Here is a 23481-nt window from a genome sequence, read left to right as displayed (position 1 = left end):
GTTGGCCTCCTTAAATTTTCTGGCGACTGTGGTTGGTTCCAGAAAAGCGCTGGTTTTTTGGGGCGGCCCCGAGTGTCCCGTAAAAAGGGGCCGCCCCCTCTTACGTTTTCACCCTCAAAAGGCGTGCACACACAGCCGATAGGCTGACAATCAAAGCCCACCAAGCACCAAAGAAAGCACCCATGCCACCCACACATTCCGCCAGCACCTACACCATGCTGCGCCAAGGCATTGACGATGCAGCTTTTACCGCCACAGAACACCAGCTCCATCTCGCCAGCACCCTCGGCGCTCACCCCAAATGGCGACTACACACCGACAACGGCACCGCCGAGTTCATCACCCGACACGGCACCATCATCACCGCCACAGTGCACCCGCTGGGAATCATGGACGGCACCACGTGGACATGGGCCTGGGCTGACTCTCGCATCCGCGAAGACCGCTCCGAAGCAGCCCGCCAAGTCCGCGACTTCGGACGCTTCCACGACAACGCCATGCTCGCCCGCAGCACCTACCCGCTGACCCCACAACGCACCCGCATCACGCCCGAGCAGCTGGTGGCCATGTCGAAAAACGTGCACCGCATCTGGCGGCATTTCATCTTCCCCCTCGACGACTCCACACGCCTCTACGCCGCCATTCACCTACCCACCCTCGAACTTCCAGACCCCTCCACCGCCTCCATTCGCCAGACCATCACCACCGCCCACCGTCTGTTTCCCATTACCCGTTTCCGACGCGCCGCTGTCTCGTATGCGCGCCTGCGTGGCATCACCCACCAAGAAAACCGCGACCACACCCACATCCGACTCATGCCCAGCAACGGAACCGTGGAACTGTCCTGGGAGGATTGCCCACGCCTCGATGGAGTCGGGCTGGAGTGCACACCGCAATGGGACACTAAACAGCATGACCAACAAGCACGTAGACAAAGCCCTCAAAGACCGGGACGACACCGCCGCCTGGCTACGCACTCCGCAGGCAGCCACGATGGCGCAGATGGACGAACAGATGCGGGGCAGGGAAGCGGGTCTAACCCCCGGCAAGGATGACGCTGACAGCCTACGAGACTGGATTAACTCTCGATACGGCGATCTCCCCCCAGCCACTGGCCTCGACTCCGTTACCGCCGCCGCACGCGAGGCAGGCAGGCTTCGGCAGTGGCAGGCCCAGCGCCTCGAAGACTCCGGCGTTATTGCCGTCCACGGCGATGTAGCAACCGTTGCGCAACGCCTGGCCTCTACTGGAGCATTCACGCACCCCTGCCCGGCACCAGAGGCACTTCCCCCCATCCTGACGTTTGCCTGGTCAAGCTCCCACTACGGCTACGGCACCTACAGCGTGACCGGCCCCGGCGAACTGCCTGGGGAAAACACGGTCTGTGCCATCACCCTCGACCTGGACAACCAGCGCATGATTGAGTGGTCACCCACCCAAGATCTGGACTTTACCGGCGGCATCCAACGCCTCCTCGACACCACTGACCTCACCCTGCCACCGTGGAACCCCGCAGGCGATGAAGCACTCTCCGTAGACGACCCTGGACTAGAGCAGTGGAAAGCTCGCATTATTGCCTCCGCAGCCACCGACACCACCGAGGGCCACTCGTCTCTCGTGGAGCAAGCCAATGCTGTTCTAGCAGCCATTTACACCGGCCTTGTGAGCGTGAAAAAGCAAGGTGACGGCTACTTTCTCGACCGCCCAACCGGCTAATTTCGGCGGGGTGTGCACACCCTGCTTATACGCTGTTAGTTGACCCCGAGACATCAACCATTACTGGAGGACAACCACATGGCATTGCCTAATCTGACGGACGCGGAACGTAAGGCAGCCCTGGAAAAGGCGGTTGAAGCCCGCCGCAAGCGTGCGGACTTCAAAGACCAGATTTCCAGCGGAAAGCTCACCGCAGAAAAGGCCTTGGCCACCGCTGCGGCCGACGAGACACTGTGCAAGATGAAGATTGCGGATTTTCTGCGCACCCTACCGGGCATCGGTAAGGCGAAAGCCCAGGAGACGCTGGCTACCCTCGAAATCGCGGAGACTCGCCGCGTGCGCGGTCTAGGTAAGGTGCAGCACTCCCAGATCGTTGACCTGTGCAAGCGCATCGACAAGCGCGCCGCAGCAGCGGCAAAGTCTGCCTAGCGCCTCGATAAGCTCGGCGGATTCCACAAGCGAAAGCCCCAACCGGACAATGTTTCCGGTTGGGGCTTTTACGCGCCTTTTTCTACATCTAGGCTGCCACCTTACGGTTTACAGCATCTACGTACTGGACATACCAATCAGCTGCATTGGTGTCGTTGTCGGTAACGGTAATGCTGCGGAAGCCATCAGCAGAGTGGGCACCCTGCTTTAGGTAGTCAGGGTTGGTGGCAAGCTCCATCAATCCCGAGTTGTCGTTGAGCAGGTCAATGGAGGCAGAAACAGCCGCCGACGGCATCTTGGCCAGATCGGTAAGGTCGTTCATTCCTGCATTCTCATAGCCATCAGACAGGCGACCCAGGATCTTGTCGATCCCCAGGTTGTGGGCGAACGTATCCGCCGCGTCCGGCAGAGCCTCGATAATGGCAGGCAGATCCTTAATCTGCTCGTAGAGTTCCGGCAGCACCTTTGGCAGCTTCGGGACAGCAGCAGCAATCAACGCCGCGCCCTTTCCGGTGGGGTCGCCAGCGTGCAGCATGGCTGCGCCAGACACCAGGGAAACCAGCGCCATAATCGAATCTCCCGACAGTTTCAGCGGCGGCAGACCCGACAGGGAAAACACCGTGTTGGTGGCCTCAACGGCCATCAGGCCACCCATGCGGGTATCGCCAGCCATTGCCGCCTTGGCGACACCGGCCATATTGGTGGTGACCTTTTCACCGACCTGCACCAAATCACGGGCCAGCTCGGAGTTTTCCGGCAGGGAGCACACAATGTCACCAGGGACACACATGGAGACAACCGAGCCGGTCATAAAGCCGAAGTCTTCCTCACGCTGGCCTGCAACACCGCCACCGGCAACAGCAGGCATGGTCACAGGCTCCACATCCTCCAGGGCGTTGTCCTCGGAGGTTGGCTCCTTATCGGAACCGGAACCAGAGCCGGACTTCTTTGGCTTGTTGGCATCAGAGCGCGAGCCGTCTCCAGCCTGTTCCTTTTCCTCGGAGCTGGAAGCAGCAGAGGAAGAATCTTCCGACTTGTTCGACTTGGAGGACTTTTCCTTGTCCCCAGCGGCCGCCGACGACTTCTCCGAAGTTTCCTTGGCGGAAGACTTCTCGGAGCTGCCCTCCTCGGTGGAGTCCTTGGACTTGTCTTTATCGCCGCCAGTGGAGTTCTTCTCGCCCTCCTTATCCTTGGAGGTTTCCTTGTCCTCACCATCAGCGTTATTGGATTCGTCGCCCGCAGCGTCAGCATCTGCGCCCTTGTCGGCATCTGCCTTGGACTGCTCACCGGCCTGCGGAGAACCGTCACTGTCCGCTTCTGGCTTGGTGTCACCCTCGCCCTTTTCTTCCTTGTCGGCCGCTACAGCGCCGCCCACGTTGGCTGGGGTGGAGTCTGCGCCGTTGTCAGAGTCTGCACCGTCTTCACCGTCGCCTTGTTCTGCATTGCTGCCAGGCTCATTGCCTGCGCTGTCTGCACCGGGTTTGTCTGCGGACTCGTCGCCGTCCTGGAAGTCGTCTGCACCCTGCTTCGAGTCGCTATCGGCGGACTGTTCTTCATCTTCCGCGTCAGTGGTGCCCTCTTCGCCCTGCGAGGGGGAGGGCTTGTCCACGGTCGGAAGATTGGATCCGGATTCTCCTACAGTGCAGCTTTTGGCTGGCTTGTCCACACACTCGGTTTCCATGAGGTTTCCGGCAGGCATAGCTCCCGCCACGCCCATTTCGGTGGCTGCAAGCGAGTTGGGGTCTTCCTTGAACTTCTTGAAGCAGTCCTCGAACGTCATGTCCCCGCAGCGGCCATTGCGGTAAGCGTCGCTTACCTCTTCCTGCATTTGGACTTCGGTAGCGCCGTTTTCGCTGCCCTCGGTCTTTTCTGGCTCATCCTCGCCGTCTGCCACGACAAACGAGTCTGCTCCGGCTGCCAGAACATGAGTGTCGGCATCAGTGGACAGGGTGATTCCGCCCGTGGACTTCACCTGGTTTCCGTCAAGGGCGTGGTTTTCTACGTCCCCCTCGTCCTTGGATTCCTCACCAGCTTGCTTGGGCTTTTCGCTTGGTTCGGAGTCGGATTCTTCGGACTTTTTCGACCCCGACTCCTTAGACGAGGAGGGTTCCGAGGTCTTGGTGGAGTCCTTTTTGGAGTCCTCTCCAGCCTGCTTTGATTCGCTCTTTTCAGAGGTCGCGGACGTGCTTTCCTTACTGTCCTTGCTCTCTTCTCCGGCCTTGGCCATATCGCCGCCCATTAGAGCTTCGGCAAGACCGTTGGCTTTGCTGCCATCCATTTTTTGAGCAATGGATTTCTCGTCGGTCATCTCCGAAACAGCTTCCCCCATTCCCCCTGGCAGTCCTGGGATTGGCTCGGAGCTATCCGCGATGAAGTTAGTGTTTTCCGTTCGGCTCGGGTCGGAAAACAGCACCACGCCAGCCATCGTGTCGGGATTAACGCCGGTCTGCTTCTGACCGATCATCGTGGCTACGTCACCTGCCACGTCCGCACCTTGCGAAAAGCCGGTCAAAAAGACGCGGGAACCGTCGCAGCGATCCTGCACATCCTCGATGGTCTTAATGGTCTTGGTTGCACCGTTTTGAATCGAGGTGGCGTAGGCGGTGCCGCTTACGCCAGCGTCGGCAGCATAGTTGACGTAGGTTTCAGAAAGGTCGCCTCCGAGCTTGTCGCGCAATGGCGAAGTAAGGTCAGCGATTGCACCTACCGGCTCATTGGGGTCGCGGTCACGGTTGGTCTCGAAAGTGCCAGGCACTGCGACCATAACGACAGGCGCACACTGCGGATTAGTGGACTCCTCATTGGCTGGTTCTGGGGTATCCGTTTGCTGGTCAAGGGCATTTTTGACCAGCGGGTGGCCCATTGCTGCTTCCTTGGCTTTATCCGTGATTCCCCCAGTGTCTGGAAGCTGGGGGGAGCCGGGGATATTGGCTGCATCAAGGGCGGCTTGAACCGCCTGTTCTTCCTGCGCTTGTGCGCTCGGAGCGACGGGTAATGCGGCGCTTGCTATGAGCGTGGCGGCCGCAAGCGTCGAACTGACCGCGCGGGCAGGCCGGTTGATTTTCGACAACTTGTTTTCCTTTCTGCGAAGTTGCTACTGGCTTGCAGGACGGCGGGAACTGGTCAAAGGCGCGTAATGCTGGTTTTTGATAGGTGTACCCAAGTTCGCACACTAGCAGCGGGGTGTGCACGCTCCCGTCGGGTTGGAAAAACCTACAGCTTATTGGACTACCCCTGGTTTAGGGTGGTCGCCTTTAAGCGTCTCCAAGCATGCTCGAAGCCAGGGGACAGGATGACGAATCGCAGAGGCTTCAATCTCCCACCAACGAGCAGACAAAAGCGCATCCCACCTGTCCATCACCTGCCGGGCAGACCACCCACGATTGAGGATTCCACTACCCTCCACGGCTCTCGCCAAACTCCACGGGTGGATTCTTCCTCCCCTGGTTATCCAGGGCATTGCGTAAATAACCTGGGCCACCAGCTTTTGAGCCGCTAGGGAGGGCCGGGGTTTCTTTCCCCGCACGCGTGCGCGTGCGCGTGAGTTACCAACTGATCTACTAAAGGATCTTGATCTCGTGCAGCAAAGCTGATGGGTATGCAGTAAATCGCCCGATGTAGACAAATGCTGCTCATATTGCCTGGCCCACGCGGGTCGAGCGCGCTTCTGCTGACGGCGCAGTGAATCCACAATGGCATCATGCACAGCCTGCGGCATCGACAAGTCGTGAACAGATGCCGCCCTATCCTGCACGACTCCATGCCGGTGATAGGCCACCAGCCTTTCATCCCGTCGCAGATGCCGACCCCGCGCGCGCTCCACGGCCCACCCCGTAGCCCGCAACGCCGCCCAGCAGGCACGCACGCTCGAAACCAACGTTGACTCCGAGGGGATACGACCCCCAGCTTTGGCAAGCCGCCGCGCCACACGGTAGGCCACCGTGCGCGCAGAGACAGCCACCCACCGCCCAGAACTACGCTCGGAGGCAGCCGCAATGGTCGCCAGGATTATCGCAGTATGTCGCCGGGAGACACGAGCCATGCGCGGATGGGAGCGAAAGTTCGGATCGGCCAAAGCATTAACTCGCCAGGCCACCTTCCCGCGCCACCGCGTCGATTCCCTTGAAGCAGGGCAGGGGAGGAGAAGTGCCTTTTGCTCGGGCACGCACCGCGTCTCCAGTCCTGCGGCACTCCACCGGCGAGCAGCCTCCTCGGCAAGGGCGGGAAGACCGTCTAGCAGTCGCAGGGAGGCGGCGATCTTTTCCTCCACCTTGTGTAGCGGGGTGGAGGCAGGGAGGTGGTGGAAAGAGCGCTGGAAGCGTAGCTCACTATCGTGGGCCAGTTCGGCGGACTTGGTGATGCGGTACTCGCGCTGATAGATGCGATCGGCCATGTTGAGTCCGATCAAGACTTGAAGCATGGCCCTCTCCCGCGATTCTCGGTCACGCTGCGGTGAGCAATGAGCGTGGTTCGCGGGTGTGGTGCAGTGTGTACCCCACCGTGAAGTACAGCCTGTAATGCACTGTGTAATGCAACGTGTGGTGCTTTGCGGGGTTTTATCCCCTTTTGAACATGAATAATCCCAGGTTGTAGCCCTTTTTTGCGCAGGGGTTGCGCAAGTATTCTGGGTAGGACTAACCTGGGAATCACTAACGTTAAGCATGATTCCCTAACCTTTGATGTTCACGTCAGTGAATTGGGAAGAAAAGAAGCTCCTGGTTGCCGCCGGGGGCTTCTTTTTTATCTACCCATCCACAGAACGTTGAACGTTTAACTTTAAACCGTTCAATCTGTCTGCTTCGTAGAATCCTCCAAAAAATTGGGTTGCGGTATAGCCCATAAGGTTAGCAACAATCACCCAGATCACGCCCAACCATGATCCAAATCCCCCAACCAGCTAACCTCACACACCCCACCTGTCACACCCGTTTCGCTTGCGGCCCAATGCTTTGCCCTGCACCTCCCCACGATGGGGTGTTTTTCTACGCAAAACCCAAATAATTTCGCCACCACCACGCCATCGTCTTTGCGCCCTATGGTGCAAGAAGTTCCTGCTGGGGAACGCGGCAGTTTTCACTGTCCGCCACCAACCACAACACCCCGTTTTCGCCGCTGCACACCGCCCATTTTTCGCTCTCACCCGTTTAACTTCGGGCAGGGTGGCTCACCCCGCTGATACCGTCAAGGGCAAACAATTCAACCACTGGGACACGTACACAGGAACACTCATTAATGGCCGACAAGAAACGAGAACTACGCGAACTGAAAGACGCTGCCGAAGTCGCACGGCTGCAAGAACTGTCAGTCTACGAACGCGACGACATGGGGTTCGCAAACAGTAAACTCATTCAAGCAACTTTCCCCTACAGGGACACCGGGGAACGTCAATGGACAAGCACGAACGGTGGCATGTCAGTAACCATCACCGCGTTATCCAGAAAGCATGGCCTGCCATACGGCACCTACCCGCGCCTGCTCATGATCTGGCTGACCGGAAAAGTGGTGGAAAACGCCCACTCTTTCGATCCGGAAGACCCGGCACGGCGAAAAATCTTCTTCGGCAACCACCTATCCACTTTCATGGAAGAGCTGGGCATTGAGGCGCGCTACGGCTCACACACGGACTTTAAGGGCAACGTAGTCGAGTCCAACTCCATGCGCTTAGCGGAGCAGATACGGCGCGTGTTCAACCTCAACATCAACATCGAATCCTTGTACGAGCTTGAAGATAAAGCGGTCGAGTCCTACACCAACACTCTTATCTCGCAGAACCTGGAACTGTACTGGGACAAGCACAGCTCCCCCGACCAGTACTCCCTGCTAGATAGCTACGTCGTACTGTCGGAGGAGTTCTTCGACTTCCTGAAATCCCGCCCAGTTCCAGTGGATTTAGGAGTGCTGCGCAAACTTAAATCCAGCGCTATGGCTCTCGACTTGTACGTCTGGCTCACTCACAGGGCCTTTTACGCCCGCCGTCCTTTTATCGTTCCTGTTCCTGCACTGATGGAACAGTTTGGAACCAGCCTTGACCCCGACGATTCGGGAGACCGTCGAATTTTTATGAAGAACATGCGAAAGGCGGTCAAAAAGATGCACAAGGTTTGGCCGGAGACCAGTGAAGAACTGAAAACCGGCGAGAAGAAACTCGAAGTACTGCCGAGGGGAAAGGGGTTAAGAGTTTTCCCAATGAATCCCAGCGTTCCCCCTAAAAAGAGTTCCAGGACTAAGAAACCCCGTCGTCGCGGTTAAGGCGAAGTGCTCCAAAGCGCCTCCTGCCCCTTATTTCTGCGTCACCGCCACCCTGCACAGGAGTGGCGGTTTTTACGTTTTCGCAGTTTAAGGACAACATATTTGGGTACATTTAGACCTATCCACAGAATGTAGACGTGTCATAAAGTTATCCACAACATATTTGGGTACATTGCTGCTTTTTGTTCGCAGCAACAACATATTTGGGTACATTTCGGAGGCTCAAAACAACATATTTGGGTACATTTCGGAGGCTCAAAACAACATATTTGGGTACATCCAATTCAAGAAAAGGCAGTACAGGCAGTAAAAACCGGAGTCGCCTGTATAGATCCCTATATAGATCCCTATAGGGCTAACACCCCAAAACCGCCACTGTGACACCAGACACACCAGCAATCGGCTCCCGCACTCGCTGCGCTCGCTTGGGCTGCCGCGAAAATCGCTCACGCGATTTCCTTGCCTCCAAACCCCCTCCCGCAACACACCAGACTGATGTGGTCACCGCTATCAAAAATCCACCAGACTCCACTTCGGGCACCGCAACTTCGGTTGGCTGAAAAATGAAAAGAAACCACACCAACCACATCGCGTTTAGGAGAACCCGTGGACACAACCCCCGTTATTGACGACGCACTCAAACTTCTTGGCCGCACAGACCCCAACGCCCGAGAAAACCTCACCACCGCACTCACTGCACGAGACTTAATAAAAACCCACCGCGCACTATCTCCCCAACCCCTCGTCTGTGTTGACGGGGCTGTAGCAAGCACGCAGACAGACGTACTGCTGTGGACTGCCGCCACCGCCGCAAACTCGGACAACGACCACAGCATCATCCACCAAGGGGTTGCACCCATCGGCCCCTCCACCGACCGTCTCCGGTCGGCCATGATGGCCCTATGCGAAATGGATATGGCCCTATACGCCTCTAAGAGCGCCGAAACCGTCTGGATGGATGGTGGACTTAGCACGCCCCTTATTTCCGTCTCCACGGCGCTGTCAGGCACCGATTTGAGCGCGGTTCCAGCACTCGATGCCCTCCTGGAGCGCACAAATGCCCCAAAAATCATCCACCACTACACAGAACTAGCCCAAAGCGGCCGGTTGCGAGCACTACCAAAGCAGGACACCGCGACCGGATATGCCGAAAAATGGAAACAGCTTCCCGGCCTCGACGACAGCACCCAACTGTGGGTCGGAGACCGCGCCGACCGAGCGCTGGCTTACTCGGTGCTAACCCCCGGGCAATTTTTAGCCCCACGCCGCGCAGTAGAAGCACAAAGAGTGAAAATCCGCACCAATGACCAGGCAGGTGATGCAGTGACCCAATGGGTAGAAAAACTCAACCCCCAGTTTGAAAAATGGCGCAACCACGTACACGCCTACGTCACCTACGGCATGCCAGAAAGCGGCCCAGGCCGACCCGTCAAAGTAGAGTTCACCATCCGCCAAGACGAGAATGCTAACGATGCCGCGCAATCCTCGGTGGAGGTAGCAGCAAGCCACATTTCCGGCGCACAAATCGTGGAACCGCTACCACAGTTCTTGGTGGACGCGACGGCAAAACGACAGGTGACCGCCGAGATGCTGAACCTTATGACTATCGCCGAACAGCACCTTGGCGGCCACCACCCAGAAGCGGTAAACGCTTACCGCAGTTAACCGACGCTAATGGTCTTCACTTTCCAGTCCTTGCCGTCCTTGGCAAGGGTGATGACCTGATCCGTCTTGCGCGTTTCTGGCTTGTCACCCTTTTTGGCAGGCTCCATAAACTCGGTCAGCGTGACCTTGAACTGATTATCTTCCTGCCCCTTGTCGATTTTGAGGCAATACGCGTCACCGTTGCCGTCATCATCAATGCCTTTTTGCAAGGCATCTTCGGAGTCGTACATGGCACTGTCCAAGTACTTCACGGCTTCCTTAGCGGACTTGTCCACGTAGTAAGCGTGGTTGAATGCCTTAATGGCACCCTCTGGGCTGGAGCCATCGCCATCTTCTGCGGTGCCGCCGGAGGATTTACACTGCTTGGCTGCTACAGCCTGGAAATCTGGCTCCTGCTGGGCGGTCTTTTCGCTGGGGGAGTTCTCGGACGGGGACTTTTCATCTGGGGGTTCAGGGGCCGTACTTTGCGCCTGCGCCTGTTCCTTATCGTCGTCTCCGCCGCTTACGGCTTTCACGGCAGCCCAGCCGCCACCAACGGCAACGACACCCACCACAGCTGCTGCGATTACAAGCGCGCCCTTAGCCTTGCGGTTAGATGGCGTTCGGGTGTCTTCCTCTGCCGGGGAGGGGGCGGATGGTTCCGGTGCCGGGGGTTGGGAGCGCTTTTCTGCCTTTGCTGCGCGTTTTGCTTCCTTTTCCTCCCGGCGACGTTCAGCTTCTTCGGCCTTGCGGGCCTTGCGCTTGGCTGCCTCCTCGGCCTTGGCAGCGTCTCGCTCTGCCTTTCGCTGCCGCTTTTCTTCCTCACGCTGCTGGCGACGGGTTAGGCGGTCGTCGGCCTTAGAGGAGCGCTTTTCTGCCTTTGCTTCCGCCTTGGAGGAGGCTCCACCATCATCGACCCTTACGTCCTCGGCTCGGGGTGCAGCAAAGCGAGTCGCGCGGGGGGCGTAGTCGTGGAACTCGGTTTCCAGCGCCTCGTCAATCCATTCGTCCTCCTCCGCTGTGTCATCGTCGGCATTGATAACCTCTGGCGGTTCCTGCTTGGAGGCAGGGGAGGCGCTTTGCTTCTTGTCACGGTTGGGTGCTGTTACGTGGTCGAAAAATGGATCGGAGTCCTGTGGCGACTCCTTGGCGTTGGAACCGCTATCAAGGCCTGCGTAGGGGTCGAAGCTGTCCGGATCGTGTGCCATTGTGTCTCCTCTGTGCGCTGGTTGTCCCGAAGTGCAACAAAAGGCGAGGTTAATGCGCTGGTGTGCGCCTATAACCTCGCCTTTTCGGGGTTGCACATCCAATCGGTCTTAACCTTAACGGCTGGGTGTGCACACCCTCTCTGAACTGGGGAAAGTTAGTTTATGGAACTACAGGCCGTAGCTTTCCATGTCTCCCTGACCACCCATGACGTTCTGGTCGAAGCCAGCAATAGCAGCGTTGGTGGTGTCGCCGTACTGCTGTGCCTGTGCAACCCTCTGGTCAGCATTAGCGTTTGCCGTGTGGGACGCGTCGATGACCGCCTGGTTGGTGGTGGAGTTGGTCTCCAGTGCCGCTGCGGCGTTGGCAATCATGCCATCTGCGTTGATTACCTGGGTGAACTTCTCTGCTGCCTGGGCTGCACCGTTTGCAGCGTCGCATGCTGGGGTAGCGCCCTCACCGCACTGTGGTGGCGCGGTGGCCGCGAGGGAAACCTGCTCATAATTAGAGGTCAGGTCGTGAACGGCCTGCTCATACTCGCTAAGCTGCGGCTCTACCGGCTTCTGCTCGACTGGCTGCTGCTCTGGCTGTGGCTGGGCAGGGACGGCTGGAGCCTGATCCTGGTACTGCGGCGCAGGTTGCTGCTCTGGCTGCGGTGCGGCCTGCTGCTCTGGAGCCTGCGGAGTCTGGTTTTCGACCGGAGCTTCCTGCGGTGCAGGGTCTGCCTGGGGGGCTTCCTCGATGTAGTCAGTGTTCGAGTCGGAGACTCCCTCAAAGCTGTTGCCACCCTGGTTGTCGCCCTGGTTGCCCTGCGGTGCTGGGGACTCCTCAACTGGGGTGGTTGGCTGCTCGTAAGACGGCGCTGGGGTGGTCGGCTCCTCGTAGGACGGTGCCGGGGTGGTTGGCTGCGGCTCTACTGGCTGGGTCTGATTGCCCTGGCCCTGGCCCTGGTTGCCCTGCGGTGCCGGAGATTCCTCGGCCGGGGTGGTGTTCAGACCCGGCTGGGGGGTCTGGTTACCCTGGCCCTGGCCCTCGCCCTGGCCCTGGTTGCCCTGCGGTGCCGGGGACTCCTCGGCCGGGGTGGTGTTCAGACCCGGCTGGGAGGTCTGATTGCCGGAATCAGGCTTGGAGTCAGGCTTGGAATCTGCGTTGTTGGATTCAGTGGTGTTCAAACCGGGCTGCGCAGACGCAACGGCTGTGGAGCCAGTTGCCATAAGCAAAGCACCACCAGCGGCGGCGGCCATAACACGAGTGCGGAAACGGTTGCTACGTACGGAATTGCTCATACGTCACATAGGGGCTTACCCAGCAACTGTCCGTCGGTAGGCTGCGGGTGCGGCCCTGTTCCTTTCTTCTAAATCTTGGTGCGTAAACTTCCCCGACGGTCATAAAACAGCATAAAGGCAGGGTGTGCACACCCCTCCGCGACAAGCCGTGACCAGCAGATATTCTATTCGGGCCTGCTCCAGACCCCACTTTTTACTCTGTGGGCATGAACAACACCGCAACCGACAAACAGGGAATAGCCGTCATCGGCGCTCCCTCCTCCTGTGAAAACGCCGTCCTCAACCTGCGCACCCGCGCCTACCGCTTGCCCTTGCTCGGCCGCATGCTGGCTTTCCGCGCTCCCTTTGAAGATGGGGAAACAGAACTGGCCCTAGCAACGGTTACCGGGGTGGAGACCATCAACGCGATGCACTCCGCGACCTCCCAAACCGCACGACACGTCGCCGACACCGGAACCGCAGGAAACCGATCCGGAGATGCCGCCGACACCCGAGCAGTCAGCGTCAAGGTCGAAGCAGTCTTTCGACAAGTCGAGGGGGAGTGGCGCAAGCACTCCTCCACACTTTCCAACTCGCCTGCAACCGGAACCGAAGTAACCATCCTTGACCAAGACACCGTGGATGAAGTCTTGGGGCACAACCGCGATGATGCCTACATCGGAACCCTGCGAGGATCGGATGTGCTTATCCCCATCACGCTTGGCGACTTCTCTAGCGCTCGCGGCGCACGACACTCTGCCTGCCTCGGCCAGTCCGGTTCGGGTAAGTCTGCCTTTGCCACATCCCTCCTGTGCTCCCAACTACGACATGACGGACAGGGGCACATCATTTTTGACCCGCAGGGGCAGTGGGCCACCGAACACGGAAGCCTATGGTCGCTGCAAGGGCTGGCTCGCGCTTTGGGGCGAAAGGTTACTGTTGCGCGTCTTTCCCATTCTTTGCGTTTGCGTAAAGACGCTCCACTGTTGATGGATCTTTTGGAGGAGGCAGGATTTTTCCGCAAGCTCGCCTTTGGCGCGGGCGCAGACGATAACGTCGCCCAAGCGAAAGAAACCCTAGCCGCAACCCTCAACAACCGTCGCATACTTGCCCAAGCAGGAATTGATGACTGGGCGCGCTCCCGCCCTGACGAGTTGCTGCGATTCTTGCTCGAAGAGCTATACCAGCAGCTTCCAGCCGGGATGATTTACGCCTCCAAAGACCCACAACGTCGTGTGGCTGCCACTATTCACCGACCCACCGAGGATGCCGAGGGAAACGCCTTGGATGATGCCGTGGTCTCACGCATGATGCCAGGCGCTCTAGACAGCGACGGTGACTACAGGTTTGGTGAGCTTCTATCCATCTTTGGCCCCCTCGCCTCGCTGTGGTCACCGTGGTCTCCCACCGGCATGCGAAAAATACTCAACGGGGCAGAAGACGATGAACTAGACGATGCGGATCGTCGCCGTGACGCGTGGGGAATGATGCGCGAAGTTATGTCGCCACAGCCAGGCCAGCCAGCACCGCTTCTTATCCTTGACCTATCGGCAGATCTGTCGGGTATGAACCTCGATTTGGACAGCTCCGGTGAGGACAATGCGGACGCTGCGGAAGCAGCCCGCATTCTCGACAACACTGACGTTAAAGCTCGCGTGATCAACCAGCTTTTAACCACCCTTTTGCTGGCGGGCCAGCGCGAGTTTTCTAAAGGCACTCCCCTCAACATTCAAGCCGTCTGGGACGAGGCGTGGGCCTATGCCGCACAACCCGATCCGAAAGTTCACTCCCCAGCAGTAATCGCCCTATCCAACCGGCTGGCGGGCGCAGCCCGTGACGCACGAAAACTGGGTATTGGTTTCCAATTCATCCTCCAGGCCTCTACCGGACTGCGTGATGATATTTTCAAGCAGCTTTCCGCCCTCTATGTCGGCCACGGATTGTACGAACCTGCGGAGCTAAAAAGACTTTCCGGCCGCGTGCGCGACAACCACCTAAAGCTCTACCAAGCCACCCCACCACCAGATGCCACAGGAGAGTTCTCATTCATGCTGGTGGGAGGAAACATCACCGGCTTTTCCTTTGGCTCAAACCCAGTGTTTTTATCCATGTTCAACACAGGAGATCAATGGCTGCACGCCAACCGAGAATGGGTCAATGACCGTCGCCGCACCTACGTCAAACACCTGCCCCCAGGGGACACGGGCGGCCCGTTGGAAACGATGCCTGCACGCCCCGCACTCGATGGTGGAGAAGCCATCCACGAGGCTCGCCAGCGGCTGGCGCACGGTAAGGCTAATGCGGCTGCGGTGCAGTCTGTTGCGCGCCGCAAACCGTCACGAAAACCAGCCGAGGAACCGACCTCACCCTCCCGCCGTTGGCAGCGTTCCAACACCACTCCGGTGCCGGTGCAGACCCCAAGTAGGTTTGATGCTCCCCCTGCGTTCTGATGCGACGCGCGGGGGTGTGCACACCCGGGCCTTAAAGTGGTTGGGGAAGCACGAGCAACCCTGCTGAAAGGATTAGACAGTGGCACGGTTTAAGACGCTGTTAGCGTTCGATGAAGTTGAGTCCAACACGCTCAAAAACGCCTCCAGTGGCAAGGCTATTGGGGATGCAGCAAAGCCCTTTGTAAACCACCTGAAAGCAATGGCGGAAAAGACCCGAAAGATTGCCACCTCCGGCGAGACTGATAAGGAGACCCTGGAGGAGGCACGAGAGGATCTGGAGAAGCTGAAAAGCACCCTGGAACAGCTGCCGGAATCCGAGGCTCGGGACGAGCTTTTGGATAAGATGAACGAAGCGCTAGAACTTATGCACCAGACGATTGATATGGCGCAGTAAAAACGGCAAAAGGAAAGGGGCCACGTAGTGTGGCCCCCTTTTTTAGCGGAACAAAAAGAACGTCTAAGCGGTTTTCAGGAGTTCCTGGTCAAAGACAGCCGCGCACAAGTCCAGCTGGTCTCCATCGTTGGTGCTATCCCAGGCTTTTTGTGAATGCCCCACAACCTCGCGCTGTTTCCGCAAAGCGGCTTTCCGGCGCTCGCGCAGCACGGCTTTCCTGCGGTGCGCTTCCGAGTTTTCGTAGTGAAGACCCAGTGCGGAAAACAGGTTTTTGATGGTGCGGGCGTGCAGGTGGAGTCGCTGGCTGATTTTTCGGATGGTCACGCCCTGGGCGTGCAGCTGGCGCAGTACTTCGCAGGTGTCACTGTCCGTTAGTACCTCGCAGCCGTCGGTGCGGAAATCATGCTCGCGGTACAGGCGAGCCATTGGGATGGCATCGTGCGGGTCGTTTTTCTTGCACACAAGCTCCACCGTGTGGGTGTTGATTGGCTCGGGGATGGCGGGAATCCACGACGTGTCCCAAGGCTCAAGTTGGTGTTCAACTGGGCCATGCTTTTCTGCGGACTGTTCGTTGGGGAGGTCACTGTAGACCGGAACGGTCAGCGGCCATTCGCGCCCATCGTCGTCCGTTCGGGTGGCGATGGCTTCCGAGTGGTTGGAGCGCTCCTCCAAATCTGCTGCGGCATCTTCGGTAAGGCACCCGTTGAGGGTGAAGTCGGGGCGCGCGTCTGCTCCCCAGTAGATACCGGCTTGAACCACTCCGCATGGTGGCGTTGAGTCGTCAATCGCTGCAAGGGTTGCCTTGCGGCATTTTTCTAGAAGCGGGCAGTGGGAGCAGGCAACGATGGCTTCATTGGTGTTGTCTACCGCCTCGTTGAGAATCCCTAGCTCAAAGTTTTTGTCCGCTTTGCCTTTGGCATCGTTGTATAGATCGGGGGTGAGGTCGGCGGCGTCGAAAGCCGCCTGGTCTGTGCTGCATGGTGTCTTCATGGGCAAGATCTCGGTGTTGGTTGCATGTGGCTTGTTGTGCGCTGGACCCTGTGGGGAGGGTTTTGGTTGACTTCTGCGAAATGTCCCGCGTTTGTCTGTGGGCGATTGTAGCAGCGTATCGCGCCTATCACGTGCTGTGAGCTGCAAAATTCGACTCGTTAACCGTTTGTTAACCTGCTGGTTGCCGGGAGTTTACATTAGTTTGGGGTGAATGTACTAAAAATTATTCCAACCTTAATGTTGACTGAGATGATGACTTGTCACACAGTTTGGGCAATTTGTCCATAATTGCACTGCAATACGGTTTAATTCAGAAAAACCTAGATATGTACACACCTAATAAAGCAAAAGGCCCCCCAGATGGGGTTAATGGGTAACGGCGCGAAGCGCAGTTGCGACTGCCGCACAAAGCGGTGGTGGACGATCTGAATAATGCACTGGTAATGACTATCAATAAGGCGGTGTGTGTACTTCCGCCACCGTAGGAAAAGAATGGCGTAGCATAAACGCACCACACAACACCTCTCCAGCCAGCACAAACAACCCAAAGAAAGGGGATAAAAATCCTACCGCCGCGCCACACCCACCAGGTAGAAAACAGCCAGCCCACAGACTAAAGACGGTCTCAACATGCAAAGCAACGGGCACCCCTGGCGCAAATCCCCCCTCACCTCCCACCGGCCACTCGATGCTGCCTACCGACGCGTGGGGTACTGGACAGACCGCGCGGCACACGCCATCCTCACCGAAAACAAAGAGGAAGAAACCCACGCCAGGGAGAAACTGGAAGAGGCACTAACCACCGCCTACCGGCGCATGGGAGTGCACGCCAGCTTCGGAGCCGACCCCTCCTCCCACAGCGTTATCGAGGACTACGACCGCACCACCCTGCAAAACCTCCCGCTGCAAGAACTACTAGCCCTAGTCGGAAAAGGACTATTCAACGACCCACTGGCCGATATTGTCATCACCCGCGAACTAATCCGCCGTGGGGAACTGTCCGAAACAGCAGCCCAGGAAACCCACCACAAATACCTCCCCCTCACCGGGGCAGACACCGAACAGACCCCCACCCCAACCACACCGAAAGAAACCCCGTGGAGGGGAAAGAAAAGCTACCCCTCGGCAGGAGCCAACGGATACCCCGCGACATACCGGGAAATCCTTACCGAATACGCCACTGGGGCCGAAGCCTGCGACAGCAACCTCCCAATTAGCACCTGCCTCCAAGACAACCGGCAAAAACCCAACGAACGCACCCTATTTCTAGCCGGTGTATGGAAAGCAGGCTGGCGGCGCAGGCGCTCCCAAATCCTGCACGCACAAATCGCCAGCGGCGCAGGAGAAAAATTCACTAAACAGGGATAAAACAACTTCGGGCACCAGCATGGCCAGCATGGTTTCATCGTTGACGTACCCAGCCCACACAGGGCCACCGTCAACAACAAAGGACAACGCACCATGTACAAGCTCGCAGTAATGGGATGCCAGCACCTCGGCTACGCCCAAAAAGGAATGAACCGCACCATCGACGGGGTAAACATGCGCGAGGTGGATGGCTACATCGCGCACAACCAAATCATCGACGCGGCACTCGCCGAGGGCGTAGACGGCATCTTCGACGGCGGAGACCTCTCCCACGTGGAACACCCCTCCAACCGCACCATCAACGAGGCCATCAAAGCCGACAACAAGCGAGTCGAAGCCCTCGGCTCTACCGGCGAACCAGTCTGGCGCATCACCAACGGCGGCAACCACGACAACGGAGCCTCCGCGCACCTTTCCGCCGTCTCCCACATCCACCGCTCCCACCTCGGCTCCCGAGCGGTATTCCCCGAAGACGATAAGCCTACCGCTGAACAAATCGGCCCCTACCCAGGCTTTTATGAAGTGCACCAGCCTGACCCCAACCTGGATCTCTACCTGCACGTGGTAAGCCACAACGGACTTGACCCCAAGCTGGCTGAACGCGGAATCATCATCGACCCACAGCCCATTGATGGGGCAGTAAACCTCCTCTTCTCCCACGGCATCTTCTCCGCTGACGGCCGCCTATTCGGAGCAGAAGACCGCCACGGAGCTTTGCGCGTCATTCCCGAAGAATGGGCCAACAGGGGCTTTGATCAGCTCCTCCTTTCCGACTACCACACCCCTGGCCCCATTCCTGGTTTCGGGGAAGATGGAGGCCGCCAGCGCGGCCAAGTATGGATGACTGGTTCTGCGGTACGCCGAGGCTTTTCCGACGAGGAAAGCCCACGCGGATGGCTACTTGTCACCCTCCACGACGATGGCCGCATCACCGTGGAACTGCGCACCATCTGGCAGCGCCCACAAGTAGAGTTCCCACCCATTGATGCCCGCACCATGTCGGCAGAAAACATTGACGAGCTAGTGCGCGACCGCCTGGCAAAGAAAGACATGTGGGATGAAGAATCCGCCCAACTTACCGGCGACGGTGGCTACATTCTGCGCCAGCGCATCACCCACACCACCCCGCACCAACGCCGCATCCTGGCCTCCTCTCGCCGCGAGTGGGCCGCAGCAGCCCGCGATGCGGCCTACTGGTCGGCGGACTACACCAAGCCGCTGTCTGTGACTGTGGACGAACGAAACGCAGACAACGACGAGGAAGACAACACCGACGAGGGTGGGTTTGCCGCCCACATTGCTAAAGCTCCCCAGTCCCGCAACCTGGAAAAAGCCTTTCAGAAACGACGGGAAACCGGCCAAGTGGGTGCCACACTGCGCACCCTCGCCATGAACGATCAAAAAATCCACGATGAAGTGGTCTCCCGCGTTGCCGAAACGCTAACCGGCATCAACAGCACCACCTAGCCAATTCGGGCCGCACAATCCCCACCGCTGGCACCATGTGGACACACACCAACCACAGACCCCCCTTTTTTGGAGAAGACAATGCGTGTAACCAAAATCCACCTGTTCAACTTCCGTAGCGTCGAAGACCTCACGCTAGATACCACCGCCGACGGCATGCACCTGGTCTACGGCTCTTTCGGAGCAGGAAAATCCTCGTTCCTTACCGGCATGCGCTTTGCCCTATTCGGAGACAACGGCGAAGCAGGAACCAACCTCGACTTGCGCCGCCGAGGAGCAAGCAACAAAGACGATGCAGGCTGCGAGGTCACATTCACCCACGGCCAAGACACCTACGTAGCACGCCGCTGGCTGCGCCGATCTGAACGCAAAAACGGCCCCGTGGAAAAGGCGCAAGCCTCCCTTACCGTCAACGGCAAAAAGATGGACGGAATCACCCCCTCCAAGCTGACCGGCCAAATGGAGGAAGTGCTGGGCATGAGCGCTAAGGCGTTCACCTCCGCTGCCATGATCCCGCAAGGTGAGGTAGCAACCCTGATGAAAGCTGCCCCCGCCGAAGTACAGGCACTAATCGAACAGCACACCGGCCTGGACGGGCTGACTAAAGCCCGCGACGAAGCCCGCAAGACCGCCCGCGAAGCTGCCACCAAGGCCGAAGCCCTGCCGGGCGATCCGGAGCGCATCGCCGACCTGGAGGAGCAGCTAAACGATGCGCACCGAGACGTGCAGGAAAAGCAGACGGCAGAAAAAGCCGCCGCAGACCGCGCTGATGCAGCCAACGATCTTTCCGACAAAGCAGATGCAGCACTAACGACTCTGCGAAACGCGGAAACAGCAGCACAGCAATGGAAGCAACAGGTTGCCGCCGCCCGCCAGCGCAACAGCAGCAGCACCCAGCACGTCCACGATGTGGCCGAGGAAGCCCGCGCTGCCGGAATCAACCTCGACGAGTCAGAAGATGCAGACCGCAACGCTTTGCAGCGAGTGGACTCCAAGATGGAGGCCATCTCCCAAGCCGGGGGAGACCTATCTAATCGAACCCGCGCGGTAGGCGAGGCCGAGGAAGCCACCCGCCGTGCAGATAGTGAACTTGTAGCAGCCCAGGAGGCCGCAGCAAGTGCAGCTATTCAAGCGCGCAGCCTAGACGAGACGGAAAAGCGACTGGGTGAGGAAGAAACCCGAATCACCAACCAGTGGCAGGAATCCCGCGAGGTCTACAGCCAGTCCGAGGCCAACTACAACCGCCTGGAAAAAGCCATCACCACCCTGTCTGGAAACGGCAAGGATAAGCACCACTGCCCAACCTGCCAGCAGGAGGTAGAAAACTTTGAGCAGCTGGTCAACGAGCTACGCACCGCACAGCAACGCGACAGCGACAGCATGGACAAAGCCCGCAAAACCGGGGTGGAGTGCCGCAACGAGCTGGAAAAAATCAAGGGAGAAAAAGACACCCTGGCCACCAAGCGCTCCAACCTGGAGAAAACGCGCAACGCTGTTGATGCCGCACAGCGCGACCTCGACCGCGTACGCGAGGCAGAAACAGCACAACGCCAACAGGTCGCCACAGCAGAAGAAGCACTGCGCAACCTCCTCCACGACAACGACGCGACCCCAGGAAATGACCTGCTCCAAAGCGGACGCGACCTGTATAAGCGCCTAAAAACAGAACGTGACCGCCTAGTATCAGCAGCACAAATCCGCCGTCGCCACACTAAGGCAATCGCGGAAGCAGACCGCGCCACTACTGAACTATCCGAGCTGGAAGCCCAAAACCTGCACGCCCCACAGCAGGAGGAAATCGACGCAGCCTCCACAAAGGCCACAACCCTGCGGGAGGAAGCAAGGCAGGCCAACACTGCCTACCGGCAGGCCTCCCAGGAGTTGGCCTCCACCAAGACTGGTGAAGCCATGCTCCAACACCAGCTCGATGAAGCAACCGCCGAGTGGAACCGAAAGACGGCCGCCGTAGCCGAAGCCACCACCGCACGCGGCGAAGCGGACGTACTGGCCGCACTGCGCTCTGACCTCCTAGCCGAATACACCGCCTCCATCTGCCGCAGCGCCTCTGACATGCTGGCCGGTTTCGGCGGGGAATACGTCGCATTCCACCTGGATGATGACTTTATTCCGCGCGCCGAACTCGCCGACGGCACCCTGGTGCGAACCTCCATCCTCTCCGGTGGCGAAGCAGCCTTGGTGGGCCTTAGCTTCCGCATCGGCGTAACCCTGCACATCACGGGCGGTGGACTACCGGAGCAAATCATCGGCGACGAGGTGACCAACTACCTGGATGAAGCAGGCAGGCGCAGCGTGTTGTCCCTGCTGAACAAGATTTTCCCGAGCGTTATCCTGGTAAGCCACACAGACGAGTCCCAGGACTACGCCACGGAGGTACACGGCGTGGTGCGCCCCGAGCTGGGGGCAACCCGCTGGGCGGACACCCCACACCCTGACAGCCCCCAGGAGGAGCAGGAAGCAGCCTAGGAAAAGAAGACAACCCCCGGAGAATCCTCCGGGGGTTCTCGCATGTCTTCCCAGTTAGTGCAGCGCACACCCTTGGGCAGTGCACACCCTGCCTATACGATGGGGTGGGAAAGCGTCGTTATCTCGATCCCCTCAAAGGAGCAACCATGCGCAAGACCCTGCTTTCCATTGCCACAGCCACCGCCCTCACCCTTGGCACCGTTGCTGGTGCCCCTGCCGCCACCGCTGCCGAACCAGCCCCTGCAAACCTGACTGAACTGTCCTCCAAGGCCCCACAGCTAATCTCCAACGCAGGCCCATTCGGCCTGATTGCCCTTTTGGGCGGTGGAACCATTGCTGTCTACGCCGTTCTTAAAGTGCTCGGCGATGTAGCCCGCTAGACCCCTAACCTGCGCAAAATCCCCCAGCACGCCGTGTGCCGGGGGATTTTTCCTGGTTAGTTTCTAGTCGGAAGCTACGGAACGGAGACCATCGCTAACGCGAGCATCCTTGCCCATCTGTGCCTGAATCATCCGGTGCAAACGCTGGCGGTACTCCAGCTGATCAATGGGGCAGGCTGCCAGGAATGCAGAAGCTGCAAACTCGGTGCCAAACACCTGCTGAATGCGGGTGGTTTCCAACAGGGTACGAATCGAGGGCACCCAACCAGATGAACCCTCCGACTCGGCGTGCTTAGCCTCGTCCTCCAGCTGATAGGCAATCTGGAGCAAGGTGGGATCAACCCCCAACTTGTCGGCCGTTTCCAAATCAGTGGGAACCTCCACCTCAAAAGCCATACGATCCATAATCGGATCAATGATGCCCACGCCCATATTGGGGTTGTGGGTAAGCACCAGGCTAAACCCATCTACAGCATCAATATCTGACTGTTCTGGCCGGTCAATGACTGAAATGGTGCGCCGGTGATCCGCAACGGGAAGCAACGCTGCCTGCACCTCGGGGGAAGCCCAACCAAAATCGTCAACCAGCACCGGCTTGCCGGTAAGCATTGCTTCCACCAGGGGGCCATCTTTCCACTCGAACTCACCTGGCTTGTCTTGAATCGGCATCCATTGGCCCACCAAATCCTCGCGGCGCATTCCCTCATGGCAGGAGATGGTAATTAGCTCCTCGCCAAATGCCGCGACCGCGAGAGTCGTCTTGCCTGTACCAGGCTCACCTGACAAAAGCAGCGGCATGTGCGCTTTTCGCGCGCGGCGCAGCACATTTACATCCACAACCCCGCCGATGCGACGGGGAACGTACTCCTTGTTGAGAGGGGCTGCATCCTCCTCCTGCTGCGGAGCGTATTGCGCGCTATTGTCACTTTCCCCCTCGTGGCGGGCATCAGTTTCCTTATCCAAACCCAACAACTGTGCGAATCGTCGAGCCGTCATGTCGCGTCCCTCGCCTAAGCTAACCCCGTTGACAAACTCGGTGACCACCGCCTGGTCGCTAAGTCCATCGGAAACGGTAAGAGCCACCGGGCGGCGGACGGCCTCGTTGTAACGGCGGGTAAGTTCACGGTGCTTGTCTTCTACCGTGTCGGTTTGCTGCCGCAGCATGATAGGCCCAAGGGGGAGGGTGGATTCTTCTACAGAAACGCTCGTGTCATTGCCGGAGAGGATGCGCCCCTCCTCGGTGACAAGCACAGCTTGCATACTGTTGGCGAAACTGCCGTCGGCGGCATACGGGTCAGGGTTGTCGTTGTAGATGAAGCCATAGGTGAGCACGGGGGAGAGTTCCTTTCGTCATGTCGTGTGGATGTTGGTTTAAGGCAATGTAACCAGATGCTGTGTTATCAATGCCTAAAGTGATAAAACCGACCACAAGGACACCA

16 protein-coding genes are annotated in these 23481 nt (G+C 58.5%); 11 read left to right on the top strand and 5 right to left on the bottom strand.

Features of this window, described 5'->3' with window-relative positions; translation table 11 throughout:
- Nucleotides 1-182 precede the first annotated feature (182 nt).
- The 3 genes from MHY13_RS03485 (at nucleotide 183) to mihF (ending at nucleotide 2145) form a co-directional block, all read left to right on the top strand.
- Nucleotides 183-1055 (top strand): DUF6882 domain-containing protein, encoded by an 873-nt coding sequence (locus MHY13_RS03485; protein ID WP_239280838.1) that lies wholly within the window; start codon nucleotides 183-185, stop codon nucleotides 1053-1055.
- On the top strand, nucleotides 1015-1716 hold the full coding sequence (locus MHY13_RS03480) for a hypothetical protein (RefSeq protein WP_239280837.1): 702 nt from the start codon (nucleotides 1015-1017) through the stop codon (nucleotides 1714-1716). The genes MHY13_RS03485 and MHY13_RS03480 overlap by 41 nt, the downstream gene beginning before the upstream one ends.
- A 78-nt stretch (nucleotides 1717-1794) precedes the next feature.
- Nucleotides 1795-2145, top strand: a complete 351-nt coding sequence (gene mihF / locus MHY13_RS03475; protein WP_239280836.1) for an integration host factor, actinobacterial type — start codon at nucleotides 1795-1797, stop codon at nucleotides 2143-2145.
- Between the two features lie 88 nt (nucleotides 2146-2233).
- On the opposite strand, the gene MHY13_RS03470 is transcribed toward mihF, so the two are convergent.
- On the bottom strand, nucleotides 2234-5215 hold the full coding sequence (locus MHY13_RS03470; protein WP_239280835.1) for a cutinase family protein: 2982 nt from the start codon (nucleotides 5213-5215) through the stop codon (nucleotides 2234-2236).
- 2162 nt (nucleotides 5216-7377) lie between these two features.
- On the opposite strand from MHY13_RS03470, the gene MHY13_RS03465 reads away from it, so the two are divergent.
- Nucleotides 7378-8394: a replication protein RepA gene (locus MHY13_RS03465; RefSeq protein WP_239280834.1), complete on the top strand. Its 1017-nt coding sequence runs from the start codon at nucleotides 7378-7380 to the stop codon at nucleotides 8392-8394.
- Between the two features lie 606 nt (nucleotides 8395-9000).
- Nucleotides 9001-10059, top strand: a complete 1059-nt coding sequence (locus MHY13_RS03460; RefSeq protein ID WP_239280833.1) for a hypothetical protein — start codon at nucleotides 9001-9003, stop codon at nucleotides 10057-10059.
- Here the strand turns inward: MHY13_RS03460 and MHY13_RS03455 are convergent.
- The gene (locus tag MHY13_RS03455; RefSeq protein WP_239280832.1) at nucleotides 10056-11246 is read right to left on the bottom strand and encodes a hypothetical protein; all 1191 of its coding nucleotides are present in this window, start codon (nucleotides 11244-11246) and stop codon (nucleotides 10056-10058) included. The two genes, MHY13_RS03460 and MHY13_RS03455, sit on opposite strands and share 4 nt — an antisense overlap.
- Nucleotides 11247-11414: 168 nt before the next feature.
- Nucleotides 11415-12530, bottom strand: coding sequence for a hypothetical protein (locus MHY13_RS03450; protein ID WP_239280831.1), 1116 nt, complete (start codon nucleotides 12528-12530; stop codon nucleotides 11415-11417).
- Nucleotides 12531-12736: 206 nt separating this feature from the next.
- Between MHY13_RS03450 and MHY13_RS03445 the strand changes: the two genes are divergently transcribed.
- Nucleotides 12737-14959, top strand: coding sequence for a DUF87 domain-containing protein (locus MHY13_RS03445; protein ID WP_239280830.1), 2223 nt, complete (start codon nucleotides 12737-12739; stop codon nucleotides 14957-14959).
- Nucleotides 14960-15038: 79 nt separating this feature from the next.
- Nucleotides 15039-15353: a hypothetical protein gene (locus MHY13_RS03440; protein WP_239280829.1), complete on the top strand. Its 315-nt coding sequence runs from the start codon at nucleotides 15039-15041 to the stop codon at nucleotides 15351-15353.
- A gap of 63 nt (nucleotides 15354-15416) precedes the next feature.
- Here MHY13_RS03440 and MHY13_RS03435 read toward each other — a convergent pair whose 3' ends face one another.
- On the bottom strand, nucleotides 15417-16343 hold the full coding sequence (locus MHY13_RS03435; RefSeq protein ID WP_239280828.1) for a hypothetical protein: 927 nt from the start codon (nucleotides 16341-16343) through the stop codon (nucleotides 15417-15419).
- Nucleotides 16344-16973: 630 nt separating this feature from the next.
- Between MHY13_RS03435 and MHY13_RS03430 the strand changes: the two genes are divergently transcribed.
- The 4 genes from MHY13_RS03430 to MHY13_RS03415 all read left to right on the top strand — a co-directional run bounded on the left by MHY13_RS03430 (nucleotide 16974) and on the right by MHY13_RS03415 (nucleotide 22042).
- Nucleotides 16974-17711 (top strand): hypothetical protein, encoded by a 738-nt coding sequence (locus MHY13_RS03430; protein WP_239280827.1) that lies wholly within the window; start codon nucleotides 16974-16976, stop codon nucleotides 17709-17711.
- A 93-nt stretch (nucleotides 17712-17804) separates the two neighbouring features.
- Nucleotides 17805-19178 (top strand): hypothetical protein, encoded by a 1374-nt coding sequence (locus MHY13_RS03425; RefSeq protein WP_239280826.1) that lies wholly within the window; start codon nucleotides 17805-17807, stop codon nucleotides 19176-19178.
- An 81-nt stretch (nucleotides 19179-19259) separates the two neighbouring features.
- Entirely contained in the window at nucleotides 19260-21662 is a 2403-nt protein-coding gene (locus tag MHY13_RS03420; RefSeq protein WP_239280825.1) for an AAA family ATPase, read from the top strand.
- A 146-nt stretch (nucleotides 21663-21808) separates the two neighbouring features.
- Entirely contained in the window at nucleotides 21809-22042 is a 234-nt protein-coding gene (locus MHY13_RS03415) for a hypothetical protein (RefSeq protein ID WP_239280824.1), read from the top strand.
- Between the two features lie 63 nt (nucleotides 22043-22105).
- On the opposite strand, the gene MHY13_RS12250 is transcribed toward MHY13_RS03415, so the two are convergent.
- Nucleotides 22106-23374, bottom strand: a complete 1269-nt coding sequence (locus MHY13_RS12250; RefSeq protein WP_239280823.1) for an AAA family ATPase — start codon at nucleotides 23372-23374, stop codon at nucleotides 22106-22108.
- Nucleotides 23375-23481 lie beyond the last annotated feature (107 nt).

The sequence above is a fragment of the Corynebacterium sp. ACRPE genome, assembly GCF_022347435.1.
In the GTDB taxonomy this organism is placed as follows: Bacteria; Actinomycetota; Actinomycetes; order Mycobacteriales; family Mycobacteriaceae; genus Corynebacterium; species Corynebacterium tuberculostearicum_D.
The sequence above is the reverse complement of the archived record's forward strand: the minus strand, read 5'-3'. Positions and strand labels throughout refer to the sequence as shown.